Raw genomic sequence first — 23,334 nt, 5'->3', positions numbered from 1 at the left:
GCCCGGCCGTCCTCCTCGCCTAGGCCCTGGCCCTTGGATCTTTTGCCTACTGCGGTCGCCCCGGCGGCGCCTCGCCGCTGTGGGGGGGGGGGCGCCGCCCCCCCGGGGGGGGCCCCCCCCCCGCCGCGACCGTCGGAAGATGAAATTTCGTATCAAAGGAGCCAGCATGGCCGTACCCTCCCGGCGGCAGACTCGTTCACCGTTGCAGGTGCGGCTCGCGGAATCCGTGCTCTCCCCGGGTGGGTGGTTCGCGACACTCGACGAGTTCCACCGATGGCTGGCCGAGACGGCGAGCCGTACGTACATGAACGTGCGGAAGGTGCCGTTGAACGGGCTGTCCGGGTGGGAGGTGGAGCGGCACACCGGGAACATCCGGCATCGGACCGGAAAGTTCTTCAGCGTCGAGGGTCTGGACGTCCACGTTCCCGGCCGGACGGTCTCCCACTGGTCCCAGCCGATCATCAACCAGCCGGAGATCGGCATCCTGGGCATCCTGGTCAAGGAGATCGACGGAGTCCTGCACCTCCTCATGCAGGCCAAGCACGAACCGGGCAACCACAACGGCCTGCAGCTCTCTCCCACCGTGCAGGCCACCCGGAGCAACTACACCCGGGTGCACCAGGGCAGGCCGGTCCCCTATCTCGACCACTTCCTCGACACCTCGGGCCACGAGGTGATCGCGGACATCCGCCAGTCCGAGCAGGGCGCCTGGTTCTACCGGAAGCGCAACCGGAACATGATCGTTGAGATCACCGGGGAGATCGAGGTCGCCGAGGGCTTCTGCTGGCTGACCCTCGGCCAGTTGCACACCCTGATGTCGGTGCCGGATCTGGTGAACATGGACGCGCGGACCGTGCTGGCCTGCATGCCGTTCTCCGGAGCCGGGCTGACGTCGGCCCTGACCGCGGCGCTTTCGACGGAGCCGGGCGACGGGTTCCGCGCCGCGCTCGTCCGCTCCTGCGATCCGGGCGAGGCCGGCCCGCACACCATGGGGGAGGTGCTGAGCTGGATCACCGACATGCGCACCAGGACCGACCCGCAGGTCAGGCTGATCCCTCTCGACGAGGTGCGGGGCTGGCGGCGGACGGACGAGCTGATCTCCCACGAGACCGGCCGCTACTTCGACGTCGTCGGGGTGAGCGTGGAGGCGGGCGGGCGCGAGGTCGGCCGCTGGGACCAGCCCATGATCGAACCCTTCGGGACCGGGGTCATCGCGTTCCTGGTCGGAGAGATCGGCGGAGTGCTGCACGCCCTGGTGCACGCGCGGGTCGAGCCGGGCTACGCCGACGTGGTGGAACTGGGGCCGACCGTGCAGTGCACCCCGGAGAGCTACGACCACCTGCCCGCCGGGGCGCGCCCGCCCTTCCTGGACGAGGTGCTGGGGGCCGGCCCCGAGCGGGTCCGGTTCGAGACGATCCTGTCGGAGGAGGGCGGGCGTTTCCACCGCGCCCGCAACCGCTATCTCATCGTGCACACCGACGAGGCCGCCGGGATCGACCACCCCGAGTACCGCTGGCTGAGCGTGTCCCAGCTCGGAGAGCTGCTGCGGCACAGCTTCTATCTCAACATCCAGGCACGCAGCCTGCTGTTCTGCCTGACCACCCTGACTACAACGCCGCCAGCACCTCTCGCAGCGCGCTGATCACCCTGTCCTGGACGTCGCCGGGCAGCGACGGGTACATCGGCAGCGAGAAGATCTCACCGGCCAGCTCCTCGGTGACGGGCAGGCTGCCCCTGCCGTAGCCGAGGTGGGCGAATCCGGTCATGGTGTGGACCGGCCACGGGTAGCTGATGTTCAGCTGGATGTCGTACGCCTTCAGCGCCTCGATGATGTCGTCGCGGCGGGGGTGGCGCACCACGTAGACGTAGTAGACGTGGTCGTTGCCCTCGGCGAGCGCGGGAAGGACGAGTTCGGTGTCGCCGAGGCCGTCGGCGTAACGGGCCGCCACGGCTCGCCGGTCGGCGATGTACTGGTCGAGCCGGCGCAGCTTGCGCCGGAGGATCTCGGCCTGCAACTCGTCCAGCCTGCTGTTGTGGCCGGGGGTCTCGACGACGTAGTAGGTCTTCTCCATGCCGTAGTAGCGCAGCCTGCGCAGGTTCCGCTCGACCTCGTCGTCGGAGGTGAGCGTCGCGCCGCCGTCCCCGTAGGCGCCGAGCACCTTGGTCGGGTAGAAGGAGAACCCGGCCGCCTTCCCCATCGATCCCGCGACGCGCCCGTGGTGGCGGGCGCCGTGCGCCTGCGCGCAGTCCTCAAGGATCATCAGGTCGTGCCCGGCCGCGAGCCGCTCCAGCGGCTCCATCTCGACGCACTGGCCGTACAGGTGGACCGGCAGCAGGCACCGGGTCCGCTCGGTGATGGCGGCCTCCACCTGGGCGGTGTCCATCAGGTAGTCATCCCGGCGCACGTCCACGAAGACCGGGGTCGCGCCGACGGCGTCGATCGCGACCACCGTCGGCGCCGCGGTGTTGGAGACCGTGATCACCTCGTCGCCGGGGCCGACCCCCAGGGCCTGCAACCCCAGCTTGATCGCGTTGGTGCCGTTGTCGACGCCGACGCAGTGCCCCACCCCGTGGTAGCCGGCGAACTCCGCCTCGAAGGAGCGGACGCTCTCACCGAGGACCAGTTGCCCTGACCGGAACACCGTCTCGACGGCGTCCATGATGTCCTTCTGCTCGCTGTCGTATTCCCGCAGATAGTCCCAGACACGCGTGGTCATGGCAGTCCCTTTCTCGAAAGCTCGGCCCAGCATAATGACCGGCGGGAATCGGGGGAGCCCCTGTATCCAGGCGGAAACCGGCACCCCGGGAGGTGGCCGGCGGCGGTCCCGGAATGGCTAGGGGTAACCCCTAACACTTCACCCGGTACCCCAGTCTCCGTCGCCGTTCGTTGCGGATGAATGGCGGCCCGGCTAGGGTGGCGCTCTTTTTCCGTTATCGCGTTGTGAACTCGATCCCGGGCGCGCGCGCCTGTGGAAGACGGTTAGGGGTGTTGCCCTAAATGGGCCCTAACTAGCATTGCCGACAGATCGCAGTGACTGATTTGTCGCCGATGGGCTAGTTTTTTTGTCGCGAAATCAGTGCTTATCAGGTCAGAAATCCCAGAGAGACAGGATTCTCCCAGATGGCGAAACATTTCCTCTTCCTGGTTCATCCCGACCATGGCCACGTGATCCCCAACCTGGCCGTGGTGACGGAGCTGGTCCGCAGAGGAAACCGCGTCTCCTATCTGACCGGAGACATGATGGTGGGCATCGTGGAGGAGGCCGGCGCCACCGCGCTGCGCTACGACTCGAAGTACCGGGACTCGGACTTCCTGAACCTGGCGCGCGACCCGCTCTACCTGCTCTCGGTCCTGCTCGACGAGAGCGCGGACATGCTGGCGGCCCTGGAGTCCTACCCGGCCGACGACCTTCCCGACATGATCGTCTACGACACCTCCATCCTCTACGCGGGGCGCATCCTGGCCAGGAAGTGGAACCGGCCCGCGACCCAGCTCATCCCGATGTTCGCGTCGAACGCGAACTTCTCGTACCTGAACGCGATCTACAACTCCGACGGGGCCGAGCAGTCCATGCCGAACTGGGTGGACGACATGTTCGCCCGGATCAGCGCCCTGTCCAGTGCGCACGGGGTCGACGTCCCGCCCGCGGAGCTGTGGTGGGAGATCCAGGACTTCAGCATCATCAACATGCCGCGGTCCTTCCAGTACGTCGGTGACAGCTTCGACGAGCGGTTCGCGTTCGTGGGGCCGTGCCTGGGCGAGCGGAACTTCCTGGGCGAGTGGCAGCCGCCGGCCAGCGGGCTTCCGGTCGCGCTCGTCTCGTTCGGCGCGGTCTTCAACGAGTATCCGGACTTCTTCCAGATGTGCGTACGGACCTTCACCGGCGTTCCGTGGCACGTGGTGATCACGGTCGCGGACGGAATGGACCCCGCGGACCTGGGCCCGCTGCCCCCCAACATCGAGGCGCATCGGTGGATGCCGCACTACAAGGTGCTCCAGCACGCCTCGGTGGCCGTCACCCACGGGGGCATGGGCACCGTGATGGAGGCACTGCACTCCGGCTGCCCGATGGTGGTCGTCCCGACGTCGTCCATCGACGCGGTGGCCGCCCGGCGGATCGAGGAGCTGAACCTCGGCCGGTCCATCCCGCCGGAGGAGGTCACCGGGGAACTGCTGCTCCAGGCGGTGCTGGAGGTGGCGGGCAGCGAGGTCATCCAGCGGTGCACGGGGGAGATGCAGAAGGATCTGCATGCCTCGGGCGGTACCCTTCGGGCCGCCGACGAGCTTGAGAAGTACCTGATGCGGATCCAGTGATGGACGAACCACTCGAGTTTCGGATCATGGGGCCGCTCGGGGTGTTCAGGAAGGGCGAGGAGCTTCGGATCGGCGGCCCCAGGGAGCGCGCGATCCTGGCCAGCCTGGTACTGAACGCGGGCCGCGTCGTCGGGGTGGACCGGCTGATCGAGGCGGTGTGGGGCGGGCACGCCCCGCAGAGCGCCCGCGGGCAGATCGCCATCTGCGTGTCGCGGCTGCGCAGGGCACTGGGGGACCGGGCGGACGACATCATGACGTCGAGCCCCGGCTACCTGCTCAGGGCGGCCCCCGAGCAGATCGACAGGCTCCGCTTCGACGACCTCGTGGCGCGGGCGCGCCGGCAGGCCGCCGGGGGCGATCGGGAGGGTGCGATCGCCATGCTGCGGGACGCGCTCTCCCTGTGGCGGGGAACCCCGTTCGAGGACATCCACAGCATGCGCTACGACGCGGCCCGGCTGCGGGAGTCGCGGCTGGAGGCGATCGAGGCCTGCCTGGAGCTGGAGCTGGAGCTCGGCAACCACCTCAAGGTGATCGCGGAACTGGTTCCCGTGGTGGAGGAGCACCCGCTCAGGGAGCGCGCCCGGGCGCAGCTGATGCTGGCCCAGTACCGCTCGGGGCGCCGCGCCGAGTCACTGCGGACCTACCAGGAGGGCCGGCGGCACCTGGTGGAACAGGTCGGGCTGGAGCCCGGCCCGGAGCTGAGGCGGCTGCACGACCAGATCCTGCGGGACGAGTCCGCGCTGATGGAGGTGTCGGGGGTGCGGCGGGCCGAGGAGTTCGTCATCCCCTCCCAGCTCCCCCCGCAGGCCCTGCCGTTCACCGGGCGTACCGCGGAGCTCGCCGTCCTGGACGACGCGCTCCGCTTCTCCCCGGAGACGACCGGGCCGGGAACGGTGGTCGTGACGGGTCTGGGCGGCTTCGGAAAGACCGCGCTGGCCCTGCGGTGGGCGCACCGCAGGATCGCCCAGTTCCCCGACGGGCAGCTCTTCGCCGACCTGCAGGGGGACGAGGGCGCGGCGGCCCTGACCCCCGGTGTCGTCGCCGGCCGTTTCCTGCGCGCGCTCGGCGTGGCCGACCAGGCCATCCCCGAGGATCTCAGTGAGAAGCTGGCCCTGTACCGCAGCAGGACGGCGCGCCGGCGGCTGCTCGTCGTGCTGGACAACGCCCGCGACAGCGCCCAGGTCATCCCGCTGCTGCCGGGCGGCGCGCACTGCCGGGTGATCGTCACGAGCCGGGATCCGCTCGACGAGTTCGTGGCCCGCCAGGGCGCGCACCGGGAGTTCGTCCGGCCGCTGGGCTTCGAGGAGTCCAGGGCACTGGCGGTCATGCTGGTCGGCACCGCCAGGATGGAGGCCGAGCCGCAGGCGATGACCAGGCTCGCGGCCAGTTCCTCGGGGTGCCCGCTGACCCTGCGGATGGCGGCGGCGCGGCTCTGCTCGGGGTCCTACCGGGGATCGGTCGACGAGCTCGCCGGCCACGACGGCTACAACCTCGCCAGGATGGTGTCCAGGGCGCCGGTCAGCGCGTTCGCCGACGCCTCCGCGCCGGGGGAGCGCCAGCCGACGTGACCGTCGGGGCGGATGAGTACGGCTCCGGCGGTGCCCACGCCGAACTCCTCCGCCCACGTCGGTGAGGTGAGCTCCGCCGAGCCGTCGGCGGAGATCTCCAGCGCGGTGACGGCGACCCCGGTGTCCTGGGCCGCCTGCTTGGCGGCCTGCGCCCAGCCGGTGCCCGCGGGCGTCATCAGGGTGAACGAGCTGCCCAGCAGGTCCAAGGTGGAGACCTGACCGCCCCGCCGCGACAGCCAGACGTGGGGCATGCGGTGGCCGGGGCGGGCGGTCGGCAGGTAGGTCCGGTAGGGGTCGGCGGGTTCGGGGGCGGGCGTCCCGTCCGCGACGACGGCGGCGGAGTCGTAGTGGAAGCCGAGCACCAGGCCCTCCGAGCTGCGCCGGCCCGCCTGCTGGTCGATCGACTCCTGCATGGTCAGGCGGCCCTCCATCATCTGGAAGGTGATGAGCGCGTTGTTCAGGCTCTCGGTGACCGTACGGTCGGAGATCGGGCGCCGCTCGGGCGTGTAGGTGTCGAGAAGACCGGCCCCCGCGGTGCCCCGGAGCACGGCGGCGAGCTTCCAGCCGAGGTTGTGCGCGTCCTGGATGCCGCAGTTCATGCCGAACCCGCCCTGCGGGGTGGCCACGTGCGCCGCGTCCCCCGCGAGGAAGACCTGGCCGCTGCGGAACTCGTCGGCGACCACGGCCTGCTGGAGCCAGGGCATGATGCCCACGATGTTCACCGCCAGGTCGGGGATGCCCGCCGCGGACCGCACCGCCGCGACGCAGACCTCCTCGGTGAAGTCGTCGGGGCTGCCGCCGTGCGCCGGGTCGTACCCGGTCTGGATCATCCACCGGCGCCGGTTGTCCACCGCCTCCACCGCGCACGGCGGGTTGCTGAGCAGGAAGTAGAGCGCGGCCTGGCGATCACGGAGCAGCGGCCCCAGGTCGGCGTCGAACATGACGCTGATCATGTTGCCCAGCGGGGGAGGGCCGGTCATGGCGATGCCGAGCGCGTCCCTCGTGGTGCTCCGGCCGCCGTCGGCGGCCACCAGGTAGCGGGCGCGGACTCCGCGGCGGACCCCCGCGGACTCGATCACCGCCTCGACGCCGTCCGGGGTCTTCCGCATCTCCGTCATGGTCGTGTCGAAACGGACGTCGGCGCCCGGCTGCGCCTCGGCGAGCGCGCGCAGGATCACCTCGAAACGGTCCTGGGCGCAGATGTAGGTGTAGGTCGGGCTCTGCGGGGCGTCCTCGTGCAGCGGCGCGACCGCCCGCAGGAAGTCGTCATCGGTCAGCGACGTTCCGACGCCCACCGCCAGGGTCTCCTCGCGGGGCAGTCCGGCGCGTTCGACCTCGTCCTGGATTCCCCACGCCCTGACCAGTTCCATGGTCCTGGTCGAGATGAGCCGGGCCTTGGGAAAGAGGGAGGTCTTCTGGTGCCTCTCGACGAGCAACGAGGATATCCCGTACCTCGAAAGCTCGATCGAGGCGGACAGGCCGACCGGGCCGCCTCCGACAATCAACACCTCGACATCGAGCTCGTCCATGGGCGTCAGCGTTCCGTACCGCTGTCATCAGCGTCAATAGCCGGATATCCGGATGATATCGGGCTGAAAACCGGCTTCAGTAGCCTCTCCCCTTGCAAGCGGACGATCAGGTCGGCTCCCTTTCACCTCACCACTGACACCCTGGAGACGAGGATGCTCTTTACCGAAGGCTCGGTGGCCCTGGTAACAGGCGGGTCGCGCGGAATCGGGCGGGCGGTGGCGCTCGATCTGGCCAGGGAAGGCGCTCACGTCGTGGTCAACTACCTGCGCGCCGAGCAGGACGCCAAGGACCTCGTCGCCCAGATCGAGCAGGAGGGTGGCGGCGCGACGGCCGTACAGGCCGACGTCACCAAGGAGGAGGAGGTCCAGCAGCTCTTCCGCGGCCTGCGCTCCGACTTCGGCCGGCTGGACGTGCTGGTGACCAGCGCGGGCATCACCCGCGACCGGCACCTCGTCGCCATGAGCCTTGCGCAGTTCCGCGAGCCGATGGACGTCAACGTCACCGGCACCTTCCTGAGCTGCCGGGAGGCTCTCCGGATCATGCAGCACCAGCGGCGCGGCTCGATCGTGACGCTGTCGTCGGTCAGCGGGCTCGACGGTGGCTTCCCCGGCCAGACGAACTACGTGGCGTCCAAGGGGGCGATCATCGCCTTCAGCAAGGCGCTGTCCTACGAGGCGGCGCCGCACGGCGTCCGGGTCAACGTGGTGGCCCCTGGCTTCGTCGCCACCGACATGACCCGCAGCGTTCCCGCCCAGATCAGGAAGCAGTACGAGTCCCGCATCCGGCTGGGCCGGATGGGCAGGCCCGAGGAGATCGCGTCGATCGTGAGCTTCCTCGCCTCGGACAAGGCCTCGTACGTCACCGGAGAGGTGATGGTCGCCCACGGCGGCGGCCTGGGCTGAGCCTGTCATCAAAAGCACGAGCTTCGACAGCACGAGCACGGAGGAAAGATGACCATCGACGAGCTGCGCGCCAGGGCTGCCCAGCGTCAGCAGGCGTGTGACCAGATCAAGAAGATGATCGTGAACCGGCTGGATCTGGAGATCGAGCCGAACTGGATCACCGACGACCAGCCCCTGTTCGGCCGCGGCCTTGAGCTGGACAGCCTGGACATCCTTGAGCTCTACGTCGCGATCGAGGCGGAGTTCGGGGTGGCCCTCTACGACAGCGAGATGGCGGTCTTCGGCTCGGTGTCCCGGCTCGCGGAGACGATCAAGCCCGAACTGCGAGCGGCAGCCGCGGTATGACCGTTGCCCAGTCGTCCAGGGAATCGCTCAGCCTGAACAACGACCAGATCAGGGAGCTGATCCCGCATCGCTGGCCGATGCTGCTGCTCGACCGCGTCGACAAGGTCGAGCCGGGCGTCAAAGGCACCGCGATCAAGAACGTCGCCGGGACCGAGATCTGGTTCCAGGGGCACTTCCCCGACGAGGCGATCCTGCCGGGCGTCGTGGTCATCGAGGCGATGGCCCAGCTCGCCGGAGTGGTCTTCTCGCTCACCGGGACAAGCAAGATCAGTTACTTGGCGGGGGTCAGGTCGATGCGCTTCCGCCGCCGGATCGTCCCCGGTGACCAGCTGGTCCTGACCGCGGAGCGGAGCGCGGGCGGCAGAGGCTTCGGGGAGTACCGGGTCTCGGCGCGGGTGGACGGGAACATCGCCGCCGAAGGAATCATCACGATCGCCGACCCGGCGGCCGGCAGCACTCATGGAGAGGTGTGAGAAATGGATTCCGTGCTCGCGAACGCGCACCCGGAGGAGACCGTCTTCGGCGAGGTGCTGGACGTGACCGTCCCACTGCGCTTTTCGACGCCGGCCGAGGAGTACAAGGCCCTCAGGGAGCGGGCCGCGCTGCTCGACCTGAGCGGGCTCGGCCTGATCGAGATCAGCGGTGACGGCGCCGTCGACTTCGCGCAGCGGGTCCTCGCCCGCGACGTCGAGTACCTGACCTCCGAGCGCTGCATGATGAGCCTCGTCCTGGACGAGTCGGGGCAGATCGTCGACCAGGTGGTCGTGTGGGGCCGGGAGAACGGGATGTTCCTGGAGAGCTCCTGCGGCGCCGGGCCGCGCCTGCTCGAACACCTGCAGAAGCACAACGACGAGGGCGTCGACATCGTCGACCGCTCCGGCGACCTGACCATCCTGGGACTGGAGGGCCCCTACGCCTGGGGCGTGGTGGGCCGGCTGATCGACGGTGAACTGGCCTCGCTGCCGTTCGAGGCCGTGGTGGACACGACCTGGAACGGCGTGGACATCGTGTTCGGGCGGACCGGGTTCACCAGCGAGTACGGCTACCAGATGATCGTGCCCACCGAGTCGGCCGCCGAGCTGTGGCGGCAGTCGCTGGAGCAGGCGGTGCCCGCCGGCAACGAGGCGCTGGAGATCGCCATGCTGGAGGTCCGGCAGCCGGTTATCCGGCACGAGGCGACCGGCGGGGTCAACATCATCGAGGGCGGCGCCAACTGGCTCGTCGACATCACCAAGGAGTCGTTCATCGGCAAGGAGGCGGTGCTGGAGGCGTTCAACGGCTCCGTCGGCCGCCGGACCCTCGGCTTCAGCGGCGGCGGGTCGGTCCCCGAGCCCGGCACCCGGGTCCTGGCCGCCGGCCAGGACATCGGCGAGGTGGTGTACGCGGTGCACAGCCTCGGGCTGGGCGCCACGCTCGGCCTGGTGCGGGTGGACGCGGAGTTCGCCGCGGCGGGTCTGCGGTTCACCGTCGGCGACGCCGAGGTCACCACGCTGACCAGCCCCTACATCACGCCCAAGAGCTGGAGCATCCCGATCATCTGATCGGTTGATCGTCGGAGAAGGAGTGAGCATGGCGTCGCGCCCCGTCGTCATCACAGGTCTGGGTGTCATCTGCGCCATCGGCCGTGACCCGGAAGAGTTCTGGCTACGGCTCATGGCCGGCCAGGGTGGTGTCACCCCGGTCGACGACGAGGCGTTCGCCGTGTTCACCGCCCGGTACGCGGGTCAGGTCCCCACCGAGTGGATCACCGGGCAGCTGCCGGACTCCGACGCCGCCCTGGACCGCACCGCCCAGCTGGCCCTCATCGCGGCACGTCAGGCCGTCGGCCAGGCGGGGCTGTCGGCGGACGACGTCGAGGCCGACCGGTTCGGGCTGGTGCTCGGCAAGTGCCAGGCGACCCCCGACGCGGCGGGCCGCTACCAGCCCATGCACCGCACCGGCGACGTGGTGGCCGGGCGGCTGGGCATGCGCGGGCCGCGCATCCTGGTGTCGACCGCGTGCGCGGCCGGCGGCAACGCCGTCGGCCTGGCCAAGGACAAGATCCTCACCGGCGAGGCGGACGTGGTGCTGGCCGGTGGCGTCGACCCGCTGCTGTTCGGGACCTACGCCGGATTCGCCGGGCTACAGGCGCTCAGCACCGGACCCTGCGCGCCCTACAGCCGCTCAGACGGTCTCAACCTCGGCGAGGGCGCGGCGTTCCTGCTGCTCGAACCGCTGGACCGGGCGCTGGCCAGGGGGGCGACCCCGCTGGCCGAGGTCGCCGGGTACGGGCTGTCCGCGGACGCCTACCACGCGACCGCCCCCGACCCCACCGGCCGGGGCGGTGCGAGCGCGGTACGCCGGGCGCTGGCCGACGCGGGCATGAGCACCGACGACGTGAGCTACGTCAGCGGTCACGGCACCGGCACGCCGGCCAACGACGCGATGGAGGCCAAGGTGATGCGGGCGGTCTTCGGCGATCGCGCGCCGCGGGTGCCCACCAGCAGCATCAAGTCCTTCGTCGGCCACACCCTGGGCGCGGCCGGCGCTGTCGAGGCGGTCGCCAGCGTGCTGGCGCTCCGGCACGGCATGGCGCCGCCGACCATCGGCTTCGACGCCGACACCACGACGGACCTGGACTTCGTGCCCAACGTGGCCAGGCGGATGCCGATCGAGACCGTGGTCTCCAACAACTACGCCTTCGGCGGCAACAACGTCGCGCTCGCGCTGACCACCCCGGGTGGCGAGCGCGAGTACGAGGAGTTGCCCGACCGGCCGGTCGTGATCACCGGGCTGGGCCCGGTCAGCGGGCTGGGCACCGGGATCGCCGAGCTGGCCGAGGCACTCGCGGAGGGCCGCCAGGCCGCCGGCCGGGCGCCCTCGCTGGAGGGACGGACGTTCGCGCCCCGCTCGCTCTGGCGGCACATGAACCACCTGTCCAGGATGGCGATCGCGGCCTCCCGGCTGGCCTGGGAGGACGCCGGGATCAAGCTGCCCAGGGCGGCGCTGGACAACGTCGGACTGATCTTCGCGACCGCGGCGGGCTCGGTGGAGAGCACCGGCGGATTCGACGAGAGCGTCGCGGTCGACCCGAACAAGCCGGCCGTGCTGAGCTTCTCCAACGTCGTGCTGAACGCCACCGGCGGCGCGGTCTGCCAGACCCTGGGCCTGCGCGGCCCGACCACCACGATCTGCAACGGCGAGGCCTCGGCCTCGATCGCGCTGGACTGCGCCATTGAGATGATCAAGGCGGGCAAGGCGGACGTGGTGCTGGTGGTGGCGGCGGACGAGACGACGGCGGCGACGGCCGCCGGGGCCGCCGAGGACACTGTGGTCACCCCCTACGACCGGGAGCGCACGGGGTCCGTTCCCGGATCCGCGGCCGTGGCCATCCTGGTGGAGTCGGCCGAGCACTGCGCCGCCCGCGGGGGACGCGCGTACGCGCGGATCCTGGGCAGCGGCCACGCAGGCACCGGGGAGCAGGGCGAGCGGGAGTCGATCAGGCGCAGCCTGGCAGGCCTCTCCGCGGGGAAGGCCGGTCTGGTCGTCGGCGCGGGTACCGGCGGCCGGTACGACGCCGACGAGGCGGCGGTCCTGCTCGAACTGGTGCCGGACGGCCTGCTCACCACCTCGGTCGGGCAGACCGGCGACTGCCAGGCGGCCTCGGGCGCGATGAACCTCGCCGTGGCCGCCCTGGCGATCCGCGACGGGATCGCCCCCGCGCTGCACGGCCTGGAACACCCGTACGCCGGTGAGGTGGAGTCCTACGTCAGGAAGCCGCACCTGTCGGAGGCGGTCGAGCAGGCGCTGGTGCTGACCGCGGCGGCCGACTCGGTGCGCGGCGCCGTCCTGCTGGGGGCGATGCCATGAAACCGGCCCCGGAGGCCGGCCCGGAGACCGATCGGTTGCCGACCACCACCCGGTCCGTCCGGCGGCGGCTCGACCTTGACCGGTCTGTGCCACGCGAGGAGGCCGGCCCGCCGTTCGACGTCTCGGAGACCGATCGGCTGCTGACCACCACCCGGTCCGTCCGGCGGCGGCTCGACCTTGACCGGCCGGTGCCGCGCGAGGTCGTGGAGGAGGCCCTGGAGGTCGCCGTCCAGGCTCCGACCGCCAACAACCAGCAGCACTGGCGCTGGCTGGTGGTCACCGAGCCCGCCGTCAAGGAGAAGCTCGCCGAGCTGATGCGGGTCTCCTGGAACTTCCATCGCAACGACGTATGGACCAGCGCCGGCCGCAGAAGGAACAGCGAGGCGGCACGGCGGAACAACGCCTCGGTGGTCGCGCTGGCCGAGGGGATCGCGAGGGTGCCCGTCCTGGTCATCCCCTGCGTGCTCGGCCGGCCGCCGGACATCGCGGCCATCGACGCCGCCTGGGAGCGGCAGATGGCGGCCAAGCCCGCGGAGGACACCGGACACGAGGTGCGGCTCGGCGCCATGCGGGCGAGCACCTTCTACGGCTCGATCTTCCCGGCGATCTGGTCCTTCCAGCTGGCACTGCGCAGCCGGGGCCTGGGCAGCACGATCACCTGCATGCACGTGCCCTTCGAGCGACAGGTGGGCGAACTGCTCAACATCCCGTCCGGGGTCACCCAGGTGTGCATGGTGCCGGTCGCCTACACGATCGGTACCGACTTCCGACCGGCGAAGCGGTACCGAGCCAGAGAACGCACGTATTGGGAAGGGTGGCAGGCATGACCGTTGAGTACGCCGATGTCGTCGTCGTCGGTGGCGGAATCGCGGGCGCGTCCGCGGCCAGCAAGCTGGCCGCGGGTGGTCTGTCGGTCGTCTTGCTGGAGAAGCAGAAGGTCTACCAGGACCTGGTGCGCGGCGAGTGGCTGGCGCCCTGGGGCGTTCGGGAGGCACAGCTGCTCGGCGTCGCCGACTGCTTCGCGGCGGGCGGCGCCTGGGAGATCCGCGAGTGGATGACCTGGGACGAGGCCATTCCCGCGGACGAGGTCGAGGCCATCGACATGACCCGGTCGATGCCCGAGGTCGGTGGCCCGCAGTCGTTCCCGCACCACGCGGTGTGCGAGCTGATGGCGGCGCAGGCGGCGGAGTACGGCGCCAGGCTGGTGATGGACGCGGCCAGGATCAAGGTCACCCCCGGCAAGGAGCCGACGGTCACCTACCTCAACGACGGCCGCGAACACGAGATCAGGGCCAGGATGGTGCTCGGCGCCTCCGGCCGGGTCGGCGCCGTGGGCCGGCAGATCGGCGTCTCGATGAGCGGCTCCGTGCACCACTGGGGCGGCGGCATGATGGTCGAGGGGCTGGACGACTGGCCCTCCGACGTGCAGGCGATGGGCACCGAGGGCGACGTCATGTTCATGGTGTTCCCGCAGGGCTTCGGCCGGGCGCGGCTCTACCTCAACCTCGCGACCGGCACCCAGCACCGCTACCGCGGACCCGACGCGGTGCGGAACTTCCTGAACGCCTTCGAGCTCAACTGCCTGCCCGACCGGGGCAAGGCGGTGACCCAGGCGGTTCCCGCCGGGCCGCTGGCGGTCTGGCCGTCGATGACGCTCATCCCCGACGGGCCGCCGCTGACCGACGGGGTCGTGCTGATCGGCGACGAGGCGGGAAACGGCGACACCGTACTGGGCACCGGCCTCTCGTGCAGCATGCGCGACGCCAGGACCGTCGCCGACATCCTGCTGGAGAGCGACGACTGGTCGGTGGGGGCCTTCGACCCCTACCTGAAGGAGCGCAAGGCACGGATGGACCGCCTGAACTTCGGCGCGGCCATCATCAGCAAGCTGTACGCGGAGTTCGGGCCCGAGGCCACCGAGCGGCGCAGGCGCGCCCGCCGGTTGATGTCGCAGAACGTCGCACTGCAGGTGACGGGGCTTTTGAACATGGTGCCCCCGGAGGATGTGCCGGAGTTCGGCTTCAGTGAGTTCTTCGCCGAACGGTTGTTTAGGGAGACCGCATGAGCATGGAATCGTTGGTCAACAGGACGCTGCACGTCAACGGCGTCGACATCGCGTTCGTCGACCAGGGCGAGGGCGATCCGGTGGTCCTGCTGCATGGATTCCCGGACTCCTCCTACCTGTGGCGCCACCAGATACCGGCGCTGGTCGAGGCGGGCTTCCGGGTCATCGCCCCGGACCTGAGAGGGTTCGGCGAGTCCGGCAAGCCGCAGGAGATCGAAGCCTACGACATGCAGACGATCGTCAACGACGTCGTCGAACTGACCCTGGCACTGGGCATCCGCAAGGCGCACCTGGTCGGTCACGACTGGGGTGCGGCCATCGCGTGGATGTACTCGTTCCTGATGCCCCGCAGGGTCGACCACCTGGCCGTGCTGTCGGTCGGTCACCCGGGGGTGTTCTCCACTCCGACGCTGGAGCAGCGGGCGGCCTCCTGGTACATGCTCTTCTACCAGTTCCCCGGGGTGAGCGAGACGCTGCTGCGCCGCAACGGGTGGCGGCTGTTCAAGCAGATCATGGGGCGCGAGGGCGACCACACCCGCTACCTGCGCGACCTGGCCCGCCCCGGCGCGCTGACCGCCGGCCTGAACTGGTACCGGGCCAACCGCTCGCCGGAGTCCGAACTCCGTCCCGAGCGGCCCTTCCCGCCGGTGCTCGCCCCCACGCTGGGCATCTGGTCGGCCGGTGACAAGGCCATGATGGAGGAGGGCATGACCGGCTCCGCCAAGTACGTCAAGGGCCCCTGGCGCTACGAGCGGATCGAGGACGCCAGTCACTGGATCCCCCTCGACGCCCCCGAGCAGGTCAACAAGCTGCTGATCGGCTTCCTGGGCACCGAGAAGCCGGCCGAGGCGGCCAACCGCCGCAGGCGGCGGCTCTAGCCGGGGGACAGGGGGATCTCATGCTCGGGTTCCTGTTTCCAGGACAGGGCACGGTCCGCGTCGGCATGGGCGCCTGGCTGCGCCGCAAGCCGGTGGCCGCGGAGGTGTTCGCCCAGGCGGACGAGCTGCTCGGGCAGCCGATCTCGCCGCTCTGCGCCAAGGGGCCGCTGGACCGCCTGGTCGCCACCGAGCACGCCCAGCCGGCGGTGACCGTGTGCAACCTGGCGGCGCTGGCCGTGCTGCGCGCCGACGGGCACGAACCCGGCCTGGTCGCGGGGCACAGCGTCGGCGAGCTCAGCGCGCTGTACGCGGCGGGCGTGCTCGACCTGGCGGGCACGCTCCGGCTGGTGGAGATCCGTTCCCGGCTGATGGCCGAGGTCGGGGCGACGGGCGGGATGAGCGCGGTCATGGGACTGGCGGTCGAGGAGGTCGAGGCGCTGGCCGCCGAGGCCGGCACCGCGGACGAGCCGCTCGTCGTGGGCCTGGAGAACGCGCCGGGCCACGTGGTGGTCTCCGGCGCCCTGCCCGCGATCGAGCGGCTGGGCAAGCTGGCGAGCGGCGCCCGCAAGATCGTGCCGCTCCAGGTCAGCAACGCCTTCCACTCCCCGCTGATGGCCCCGGCGGTACCCGGCTGGCGGGAGGCGGTGCGCGCCGCGCCGATGGCGCCGCCCCGCGTCCCGGTCGTGCCCAACGTCACCGCCGAACCCACCATGGATCTGGACGTGATCAGGGAGGCGCTGATCACCCAGCTCACCGAGCGGGTGCGGTGGACCGAGACGGCGCTGCGGACCACCACGACCACGCTCTGTGTCGAGGTGGGCGACAGCAAGGCGCTCACCGGGCTGTCGCGCGGCGTCGGCGCCCGCTGCCTGAGCATGACCGATCCCGGCACGCCGCGGCGGCTGGCCCAGGAGCGGGGCGCGTGAGCCGGTGGGGCTGCGCCATGGTCTCCTTCGCCGGGCTCTCCCGGCCGAAGGAACTCCTCGGCGAGATGCGGCTGGAGCAGGTCTACACCCGCCCGGAGCGTCTGCGGTCGGGCACGGGCCGCACCCTCCAGCACTGGGCGGGCCGCCTCGCGGCCAAGCGGGCGGTGCTGCGCCTGCTGGACGTCGCGGAGACCGCCGAGCATCTCGGCCAGGCGGAGGTGCTGCCCCGGCCCACCCCGATGTGCTCCCGGAGTGCGGTCTGCCTGCACGGGCACCCGCCCGACGTACGGCTGAGCGGTGCCCTCGCCGACGCGGCGGGGGGCAGGGAGCGGATCCGGATATCCATCAGCCACACCGCCGCCTGCGCGCTGGCGGTCGCGCTGGTCTCGGCGCGGCTCCCCGAAGACGACCATCTCGATGGGGTTTGACGATGAGGCTCGACGGTGAGGCCTGACATGGACATGCGACAGATCGCGGAAAGCCACCTGAAGGCCTGGCAGAGCGGGGACGCCGAGGCCGTGGCCGCGTCGGTGGACGCCTTCGACGATCCGGACACGGCGGGCCCGCTGAGCGGGGACGCGCTGGCCGCCCACGCGGGCGAGGTGCTGGCCCGGTTCGGCAACCTGCGCCTCCACGTCGAGCACCTGGCCGTCACCGAGGAGTTCGCCATGCTCTCCTGGACGCTGGAGGCCGACCACCGCGCCCCCTACCTGGCCATGCCCGCCGTCGGCAGGCCCATCCGCGTCACCGGGACCGACCTGCTGGTCAGGGACGGTGAGACGGTGCGCGTCCAGCGGTGCTTCGACCGGCTGGCCGTCGCCGCCGCGCTGGGATTCGAGGCGAGGTTCGTGCCCGAGGCCGACGAGGAGCGGGAGTTCGGGGTGAGCACGCGGACCACCCTGGGACGTACCGCGCGTCCCGGCGCCCTGGCGCTGACCTGGCTGGAGGTCGACGACGGCGCGCAGGCGGCCGAGGTCGACCTGCTCAGCGTGGAGGTCGTCAAGGCGCTGCGCGCCTCGAAGGGATTCCTCGGCGCCTCGACCTTCGACATCGGCAGGCGCAAGTTCACCCTGAGCGCCTTCGACCGCCCGGAGTCCGTCCGCGCCGTACACGGCCGGCCCCACCAGCGGGCGATGCGGCGCTTCTTCAAGGGCGGACTGTGCACCCGGGCGCTCACCAGCATCTGGCTGCCGGCCACGGTCCGCGAATACGCTCGCTGTCCCGACTGTGAGACCGTCTTCTCCACGGACGAGGGCGCGGCCTGCGGTTGTGGCTGGATTCCCGAGCGCGAATCCCTATTGTGACTGGAGTGCGATCTTGCCCACCCCCTCCCCCTGGTCCCCCTTCACCGCCGAGCACCGGCTTGACGGCAGTGACCGGCCAACCGTGGTGTTCATGTCCGCCCTGTTCGCCGGAGGCTGGATCTGGGATCATCCCTACCGGCGGCTGGAGAACGCCGGCTGGCCGGTGCTCCGCACCAACGAGCCCATCTGCGCGCTCGACAGCAAGATCGTCGGTTCGATCGAACGGCTCGGCGACGTGCTGCTTGAGGTCTGTGACGCCGCGGGGGTCAAGGACATCATCATCTGTGCCAACTCCCTCGGCGGCCTGGTCGCGATCGACCTGGCGGGCCGCTTTCCCGAGCGGGTACGCGGCATCGTGGTGAGCGGGGCCCCCGGTCTGACCCCCGACCCCGACGTCGGCCTGAGCTTCGACCGCAGGGCGAGCGTGCAGCCCGCGGGCGAGGAGTTCCGCGACCGCATGCTGAGCGCCCTGTTCCACGGCGAGCCGCTCTTCACCGAGGAGCAGCTGGAGGCGACCGCCACCCTGCTGCGGCACCCGCCCGCGATGGTGAGCATGGCCCGCAGCATCAAGGCCACCCGCGTCTACAAGGTGCTGCCGGCCATGGACAAGGTGACCTGCCCTTCGATGTACGTGTGGGGGGAGTACGACCGGATGACCCCGGTCGACGCCTGGGTGAAGGCCCTGGCCGGCTACCCGCAGTACGAGATGGTCCTGGTCAGGGAGTGCGGGCACATCCCGATGATCGAGCGCGCCGACGAGTACTCGGCCTGTCTCGACCGGTTCCTGGCACCCTTCGTCGAGGCGGCCGGGACGGCCGGGGTGTCCGCGTGACCCGCTCGGCGGTCCTGGTGGGCGTGGACATCGTGGAGACGGACCGGATCGCCAGGACCGTCTCCGACGGCGGCGCCGCCTACGGCAGGCGGGTCACCACGCCCGCCGAGCGGGAACTGCACGCCGGCTCGCCTCTCGCGGACGCCGCCTCGTTCGCGGTCAAGGAGAGCTTCATCAAGGCGGTGGGCGGCCGGCCGGCCGGATTCGACTGGCACGACTTCGAGGAGCGGGGCGAGGAGCAGGGGTGGGCCACCCCGCTGCTGGCCGAGGCGGCGTCGGCCCTGGGCGCGTCCACCGAGCTGACACTGACCACGGGCGCGTCGTACACCATCAGGGGCGCCAGCCGCCGCGCCGCCCTGGCCCGGCTGGCGCCGCAGGAGAATGACGCCCCGGTGGCCGGCGCGGCCCGGTGGGGCCTGAGCGCGGGACTGCTCGTCGCGCTGGCGATAGTGACCGTCGATTCCAAGGGAGCATTGTGATGTCGCTTGTCCAGGCGGAGGGGGAGACCTTCGTCAAACCCGGAGAGTCGATCCAGCGAGCGCTCGACGAGGCGGGGCCGGGAGCGACCATCCGCCTGACCGAGGGGACCTACGCCGAGAGCCTGTGGATCAGGCACAGCGGGGTCACCCTGGTCGGTGAGGGACCGGAGCTGACCAGGCTGGTTCCCGGTGCGGCGGCGGAGGTGGGCATCCCGCAGCTGCACGACGCGTCGGAGGACGTGGTCAGCGGCATCAGCGTGCACGGTGACGGCATCCGCGACGTCACCGTACGCGGGCTGGCGGTGAGCGGCTTCTCCGGCTCCGGCGTCTACGCGCACACGGTCCAGGGGATCGTCGTCGAGGACGTCGAGGCGCGGGACAACGACTTCTGGGGCATCTACGTCCGCGAGTCCAGCGGCGTCGAGGTGCTGCGCTGCCGGGCCTCGGGGAGCCAGTACGCGGGCATCGCGCTGAGCTTCTGCCCCGAGGCGAACGCGCTGGTCGCGGAGAACGAGACCTCCGCCAACGCCTTCGGGATCTTCGTCGACAACTCCTCGAAGGCGCGGATGCTGCGCAACACCTGCCACGGCAACTCCGCCGGGCTGCTCCTGCTCAACCAGACCTACGAGGGCGAGCTGCCGGGCGGGGTGAACGACTGCCTGGTGGCGGAGAACGAGCTCCGCGGCAACGGGCTGCTCAGCGGGGAGGGCAACCCGAACGGCCTCGGCGAGGCGGGCCCGCCGATCTCCGGGGTGGGCCTCGCACTGATCGGTGCCCACCGCGTCACCGTGGTGGGAAACCGGATCCACGACAACCACCCGAGCGGCCCCTCGGTCATGGGCGGGGCGTTCGTGCTGGGATCGTCCAAGGACTGGGGAGGCGACGAGTCCCTGGACAACCACATCTCCTGGAACCGGATCACCGGCAACACCCCGCTCGACGTCCAGGTCGACGCCGACTTCACCCGGCAGGGTTTCGCCAACAACGTGGCGAACGCCACCGCGCCCGACACGATCGAGGGCTGCGCCGCCGAGGAAAGCCGATGACGGCCACCCTGAGCTGTACGGGGCTGAGCAAGAGGTACGGCGACATCCTCGCCGTACAGGACGTCGGCTTCTTCATCGAGAAGGGGGAGGCCTACGGCCTGCTCGGTCCCAACGGGGCGGGCAAGAGCACCGCGATCTCCATGCTGGTGGGCCTGCTACGGCCGGACGCGGGGAGCGTACAGGTCTGTGGCCACGATGTCGCGACCGATCCGCTCGCGGCGAAGGCGAAGATCGGTTACGTCCCGCAGGAGATCGCGCTCTACCCCGACCTGACCGGCCGGGAGAACCTGCGCTTCTTCGGCAGGCTCTACGGGCTGCCCCGGCGGGAGCTGGCGAAGCGGATCGACGAGGTGCTCGACTTCGTCGGCCTGTCGGACCGGGCGGACGGAAAGATCGACACCTACTCGGGCGGGATGAAGCGCCGGATCAACATCGGCGCGGCCCTGCTGCACCGGCCGGAGGTGCTCATCCTGGACGAGCCGACGGTCGGGGTGGACCCGCAGAGCCGCAAGGCCATCCTGGACGGGGTCGAGCAACTGGTGGCCGACGGCATGAGCCTGCTGTACACCTCGCACTACATGGAGGAGGTCGAGCGGGTCTGCAAGCGCATCGGGATCATCGACCACGGCAAGGTCGTCGCCGAGGGCACCCGCAAGGAACTCGTCTCCACCCTCGGTAGCGCGGACCGGGTCGAGCTCGTCCTCGACGGCGACCTGGATATCGCGACCGACAAGCTGCGCGCGGTGGAGGGGGTCACCGAGGCGGTGCGGGCGGGTACCTCGTCCATCCGGCTGATCGTCAACGAGGGAAGTCACCTGTTGCCCACCCTCATCGCCGCGGTGCGGGGCATCGCCGTCGTGACGGCCGTCGAGGTCATCGAACCCGACCTTGAGGCCGCGTTCCTGCACCTCACCGGCAACAAGCTGCGGGACTGACGATGCTGAGAGCTCTTTTCGTGGTGAGCCGTCTCGAACTGCGCGCCAGGTTCATGGACGGTACCGCGGTGCTGACCGCCCTGCTCGCCCCCATCCTGCTGGCCTCGCTGTTCGGGTTCGCCCTCGGCGGGGACGATCCGCCCCTGCGCGCCACCGTGGGCTTCGTCGATCTCGACGGCGGGGAGTTCCCCTCCAGCGTGCGCCGGGAGGTGCTGTCGGCCAAGGAACTCGACGGCATGCTGACCCTGCGCGACTTCACGACGGAGAAGGACGCGCAACAGACCCTCGACGACGGGGACATCGGCGCGGCGATCGTGTTCCCCTCGGGGTTCAGCCAGGACGTCGGCGCCGGGCGCGGAGGGAAGGTCACCGTGCTCACCTCCCCGGAGACGCCGCTGGCCGGAGTGGTCGCGAGCAGCATCGTCGACCGGATCTCCGCCCTGGTGGACGCCCGCACCCTCGCGGTCAAGGCGTCCCTGGACGCCGGCGTCTCCGCGGACAAGGTCAAGGAGTTCGTCGAGCGCAACGGCGCGAGCGGCCCGGCGCTGACCCTGGAGAGCGACCCCATGGCGGGCGGAAAGGTCGACCTGTCGGTCTACTACGGCTCCGGCATGGCCGCGCTCTTCGCCTTCTTCGTGGTGGGCACCTCGGTCAGGAGCCTGCTCACCGAGCGCAACCTCGGCACGCTCAACCGGATGCGTGCCGCGCCCATCCGGCCGTGGATCCCGATCGTGGGCAAGGGGGTGGTCGGCTTCCTGCTGGCACTGGTCAGCGTCTGCGCCGTCTGGGCCTCCTCGGTGCTGCTGTTCGGGTCCACCTGGGGTGATCCGCTCGCGGTGTTCGCGCTTTGGACCGCGCACGTGCTGGCCGCCGCCGCGATCACCATGCTGGTGGCCAGCAGGGCGAAGACCGACTCCCAGGCCGACGGGCTGATCATGGGCGTCTCCTTCGTCTTCGCGTTCCTGGGCGGCAGCCTGGTGCCGATGTACAACCTGCCGGACTTCCTGCAGAAGGTGGCGCTGTTCACCCCGAACGGCTGGACGTCGACGGGACTGACCGAGCTCGCCGGTGGCGGCGGGGGCCTGGCGACGGTCGCCGGCCCGATCGCCGCACTCTGCGGGATGGCACTCGTGGCCGGCGGCGTCGCCGCCTTCGGCTTCCGGAGAGGACTACTCGGATGAGCCCGAGCCCGGTCAGAGCCCTGGTGGCGGCCAACCTGCGCCGTCACTCCCGCGACAAGGTGGGCCTGTTCTTCATGGTGGTCATGCCGTTCGTGACCATCCTCTTCGTCGGGATGGCCCTGGGCGGAAGCGCGTCCGGACAGGATCGGATACCGATCGGGGTGGTCGCGCAGGACTCCGACCCGGTCGCGACGGCCGTACTGCGCCAGCTGGAGACCAACCCCGACCTCGCGATCGAGCGGATGGACGCCGAGGAGCAGGTACGGTCCGGCGTGCGGACCGGCGCCCTCGCCGCCGGCCTGCTGATCCCGCCTGGGTCCACCGACCTGGAACTGGTCATGACCCAGACCAACGGCAGCGGCATGGCGGCACGAGGCATGATCGACGTCGCGGTCGGCAAGGTGGCCGCGGTGCTCGAGGCCGTGCGGGCGGCCGAGGCGGCGGGCGCGTCCCCGGCCGAGGCCGAGGCTCTGGTACGCAAGGCCCAGACCGAGTCGGCCCAGGTGGCGGTGAGCACCAGTGGCGCCGCGGAGAGCTCCACGCCCCGCGGATTCGCCTACACCGCACCCGCCAACGTGCTGCTGTTCACCTTCGTCAACTCCATGGCGGTCGCCGCGGCCCTGGCCGAGAGCCGCAGGCTGGGCATGATCCGCCGTTCCCTCGCCGGGCCGGTGCGGGAGCGCTCGGTGCTGCTCGGAGAGGTGCTGAGCAGGCTCATCATCGCCATCGTGCAGGCCTGCCTGATCATGGTGGTGAGCACGCTGATGTTCGACGTGTCATGGGGAGACCCGCTGGGCGTCGCCGCGGTCGTCGGCTCGTTCTGCCTGGTGTCCACCGGCGCCGCGGTGCTGGTCGGCAGTCTGGTGCGGTCGCCCTCCCAGGCTCCCGCGATCGGGCCTCCGCTGGGCATCGTGCTCGGCATGCTGGGCGGCTGCCTGTGGCCGCGAGAGGTCGCGGGCGAGACCCTGAACATGATCGGCTACCTGGTCCCGCACGGCTGGGGGATGGACGCGCTGATCACGCTGACCAAACCGGGCAAGGGGCTGGGCTCGGTCCTGGTCGAGGTGGCCGTACTGCTCGGGATGGCGGTGCTCCTGCTGGGCATCTCGCTCGTGGTGTTCCGCAAGCGCATGCGCACGTCCAACTGACCGAACGCGGCACTGGGGGAAAGGGGCGGCG

22 protein-coding genes are annotated in these 23,334 nt (G+C 70.6%); 20 read left to right on the top strand and 2 right to left on the bottom strand.

Annotation, left to right across the window (positions count from 1 at the left end):
* Positions 1-166: 166 nt before the first annotated feature.
* Positions 167-1,642, top strand: a complete 1,476-nt coding sequence (locus ABT130_RS18560) for an NDP-hexose 2,3-dehydratase family protein (RefSeq protein ID WP_350956834.1) — start codon at positions 167-169, stop codon at positions 1,640-1,642.
* Here the strand turns inward: ABT130_RS18560 and ABT130_RS18555 are convergent.
* Complete coding sequence (locus ABT130_RS18555) at positions 1,608-2,717, bottom strand: DegT/DnrJ/EryC1/StrS family aminotransferase (RefSeq protein ID WP_350956832.1); 1,110 nt, start codon at positions 2,715-2,717, stop codon at positions 1,608-1,610. The genes ABT130_RS18560 and ABT130_RS18555 overlap by 35 nt on opposite strands.
* A gap of 404 nt (positions 2,718-3,121) precedes the next feature.
* Between ABT130_RS18555 and ABT130_RS18550 the strand changes: the two genes are divergently transcribed.
* Both ABT130_RS18550 and ABT130_RS18545 read left to right on the top strand, forming a co-directional pair.
* Positions 3,122-4,315, top strand: a complete 1,194-nt coding sequence (locus tag ABT130_RS18550; RefSeq protein ID WP_350915277.1) for a macrolide family glycosyltransferase — start codon at positions 3,122-3,124, stop codon at positions 4,313-4,315.
* Positions 4,315-5,883: an AfsR/SARP family transcriptional regulator gene (locus ABT130_RS18545; protein ID WP_350956830.1), complete on the top strand. Its 1,569-nt coding sequence runs from the start codon at positions 4,315-4,317 to the stop codon at positions 5,881-5,883. Before ABT130_RS18550 ends, ABT130_RS18545 begins: the two co-directional genes overlap by 1 nt.
* On the opposite strand, the gene ABT130_RS18540 is transcribed toward ABT130_RS18545, so the two are convergent.
* Entirely contained in the window at positions 5,799-7,412 is a 1,614-nt protein-coding gene (locus tag ABT130_RS18540) for an FAD-dependent monooxygenase (RefSeq protein ID WP_350956828.1), read from the bottom strand. The genes ABT130_RS18545 and ABT130_RS18540 overlap by 85 nt on opposite strands.
* Before the next feature lie 153 nt (positions 7,413-7,565).
* On the opposite strand from ABT130_RS18540, the gene fabG reads away from it, so the two are divergent.
* Genes fabG through ABT130_RS18455 form a run of 17 tightly spaced genes read left to right on the top strand, consistent with a single transcriptional unit; the run spans position 7,566 to position 23,303 of the window.
* Entirely contained in the window at positions 7,566-8,315 is a 750-nt protein-coding gene (gene fabG / locus ABT130_RS18535) for a 3-oxoacyl-ACP reductase FabG (protein ID WP_030916371.1), read from the top strand.
* Between the two features lie 48 nt (positions 8,316-8,363).
* On the top strand, positions 8,364-8,660 hold the full coding sequence (locus ABT130_RS18530) for an acyl carrier protein (protein ID WP_343964540.1): 297 nt from the start codon (positions 8,364-8,366) through the stop codon (positions 8,658-8,660).
* Complete coding sequence (gene fabZ / locus ABT130_RS18525; protein ID WP_350956826.1) at positions 8,657-9,133, top strand: 3-hydroxyacyl-ACP dehydratase FabZ; 477 nt, start codon at positions 8,657-8,659, stop codon at positions 9,131-9,133. Before ABT130_RS18530 ends, fabZ begins: the two co-directional genes overlap by 4 nt.
* 3 nt (positions 9,134-9,136) lie before the next feature.
* A complete protein-coding gene (locus ABT130_RS18520; protein ID WP_350956824.1) occupies positions 9,137-10,201 on the top strand; it encodes an aminomethyl transferase family protein in 1,065 nt (354 codons plus the stop codon).
* A gap of 28 nt (positions 10,202-10,229) precedes the next feature.
* Positions 10,230-12,509: a beta-ketoacyl synthase N-terminal-like domain-containing protein gene (locus ABT130_RS18515; protein WP_350956822.1), complete on the top strand. Its 2,280-nt coding sequence runs from the start codon at positions 10,230-10,232 to the stop codon at positions 12,507-12,509.
* Positions 12,506-13,336, top strand: a complete 831-nt coding sequence (locus ABT130_RS18510) for a nitroreductase family protein (protein ID WP_350915264.1) — start codon at positions 12,506-12,508, stop codon at positions 13,334-13,336. The genes ABT130_RS18515 and ABT130_RS18510 overlap by 4 nt, the downstream gene beginning before the upstream one ends.
* Complete coding sequence (locus tag ABT130_RS18505; protein WP_350956820.1) at positions 13,333-14,574, top strand: FAD-dependent oxidoreductase; 1,242 nt, start codon at positions 13,333-13,335, stop codon at positions 14,572-14,574. Before ABT130_RS18510 ends, ABT130_RS18505 begins: the two co-directional genes overlap by 4 nt.
* Complete coding sequence (locus ABT130_RS18500; RefSeq protein ID WP_344745556.1) at positions 14,571-15,452, top strand: alpha/beta fold hydrolase; 882 nt, start codon at positions 14,571-14,573, stop codon at positions 15,450-15,452. The genes ABT130_RS18505 and ABT130_RS18500 overlap by 4 nt, the downstream gene beginning before the upstream one ends.
* Positions 15,453-15,472: 20 nt before the next feature.
* Complete coding sequence (locus ABT130_RS18495) at positions 15,473-16,378, top strand: ACP S-malonyltransferase (RefSeq protein WP_350956818.1); 906 nt, start codon at positions 15,473-15,475, stop codon at positions 16,376-16,378.
* Positions 16,375-16,806, top strand: a complete 432-nt coding sequence (locus ABT130_RS18490; protein ID WP_350956816.1) for a holo-ACP synthase — start codon at positions 16,375-16,377, stop codon at positions 16,804-16,806. The genes ABT130_RS18495 and ABT130_RS18490 overlap by 4 nt, the downstream gene beginning before the upstream one ends.
* Positions 16,807-16,833: 27 nt before the next feature.
* Positions 16,834-17,682, top strand: coding sequence for an ester cyclase (locus ABT130_RS18485; protein WP_350956815.1), 849 nt, complete (start codon positions 16,834-16,836; stop codon positions 17,680-17,682).
* 13 nt (positions 17,683-17,695) lie between these two features.
* Complete coding sequence (locus ABT130_RS18480) at positions 17,696-18,514, top strand: alpha/beta fold hydrolase (protein ID WP_350915254.1); 819 nt, start codon at positions 17,696-17,698, stop codon at positions 18,512-18,514.
* Positions 18,511-18,993, top strand: a complete 483-nt coding sequence (locus tag ABT130_RS18475; protein ID WP_350915252.1) for a 4'-phosphopantetheinyl transferase superfamily protein — start codon at positions 18,511-18,513, stop codon at positions 18,991-18,993. Before ABT130_RS18480 ends, ABT130_RS18475 begins: the two co-directional genes overlap by 4 nt.
* Positions 18,993-20,039, top strand: a complete 1,047-nt coding sequence (locus ABT130_RS18470; protein WP_350956814.1) for a right-handed parallel beta-helix repeat-containing protein — start codon at positions 18,993-18,995, stop codon at positions 20,037-20,039. Before ABT130_RS18475 ends, ABT130_RS18470 begins: the two co-directional genes overlap by 1 nt.
* On the top strand, positions 20,036-20,974 hold the full coding sequence (locus ABT130_RS18465) for an ABC transporter ATP-binding protein (RefSeq protein WP_350915248.1): 939 nt from the start codon (positions 20,036-20,038) through the stop codon (positions 20,972-20,974). Before ABT130_RS18470 ends, ABT130_RS18465 begins: the two co-directional genes overlap by 4 nt.
* Positions 20,975-20,976: 2 nt before the next feature.
* Positions 20,977-22,155, top strand: coding sequence for an ABC transporter permease (locus tag ABT130_RS18460; protein ID WP_350915246.1), 1,179 nt, complete (start codon positions 20,977-20,979; stop codon positions 22,153-22,155).
* On the top strand, positions 22,152-23,303 hold the full coding sequence (locus ABT130_RS18455) for an ABC transporter permease (RefSeq protein ID WP_350956813.1): 1,152 nt from the start codon (positions 22,152-22,154) through the stop codon (positions 23,301-23,303). The genes ABT130_RS18460 and ABT130_RS18455 overlap by 4 nt, the downstream gene beginning before the upstream one ends.
* The last annotated feature ends 31 nt before the right edge of the window (positions 23,304-23,334 follow it).

The organism is Streptosporangium sp. NPDC001681 (assembly GCF_040298085.1).
Lineage (GTDB): Bacteria > Actinomycetota > Actinomycetes > Streptosporangiales > Streptosporangiaceae > Streptosporangium.
Note: the sequence above shows the minus strand (reverse complement) of the source record. Positions and strands in the feature narration are given on the sequence as shown.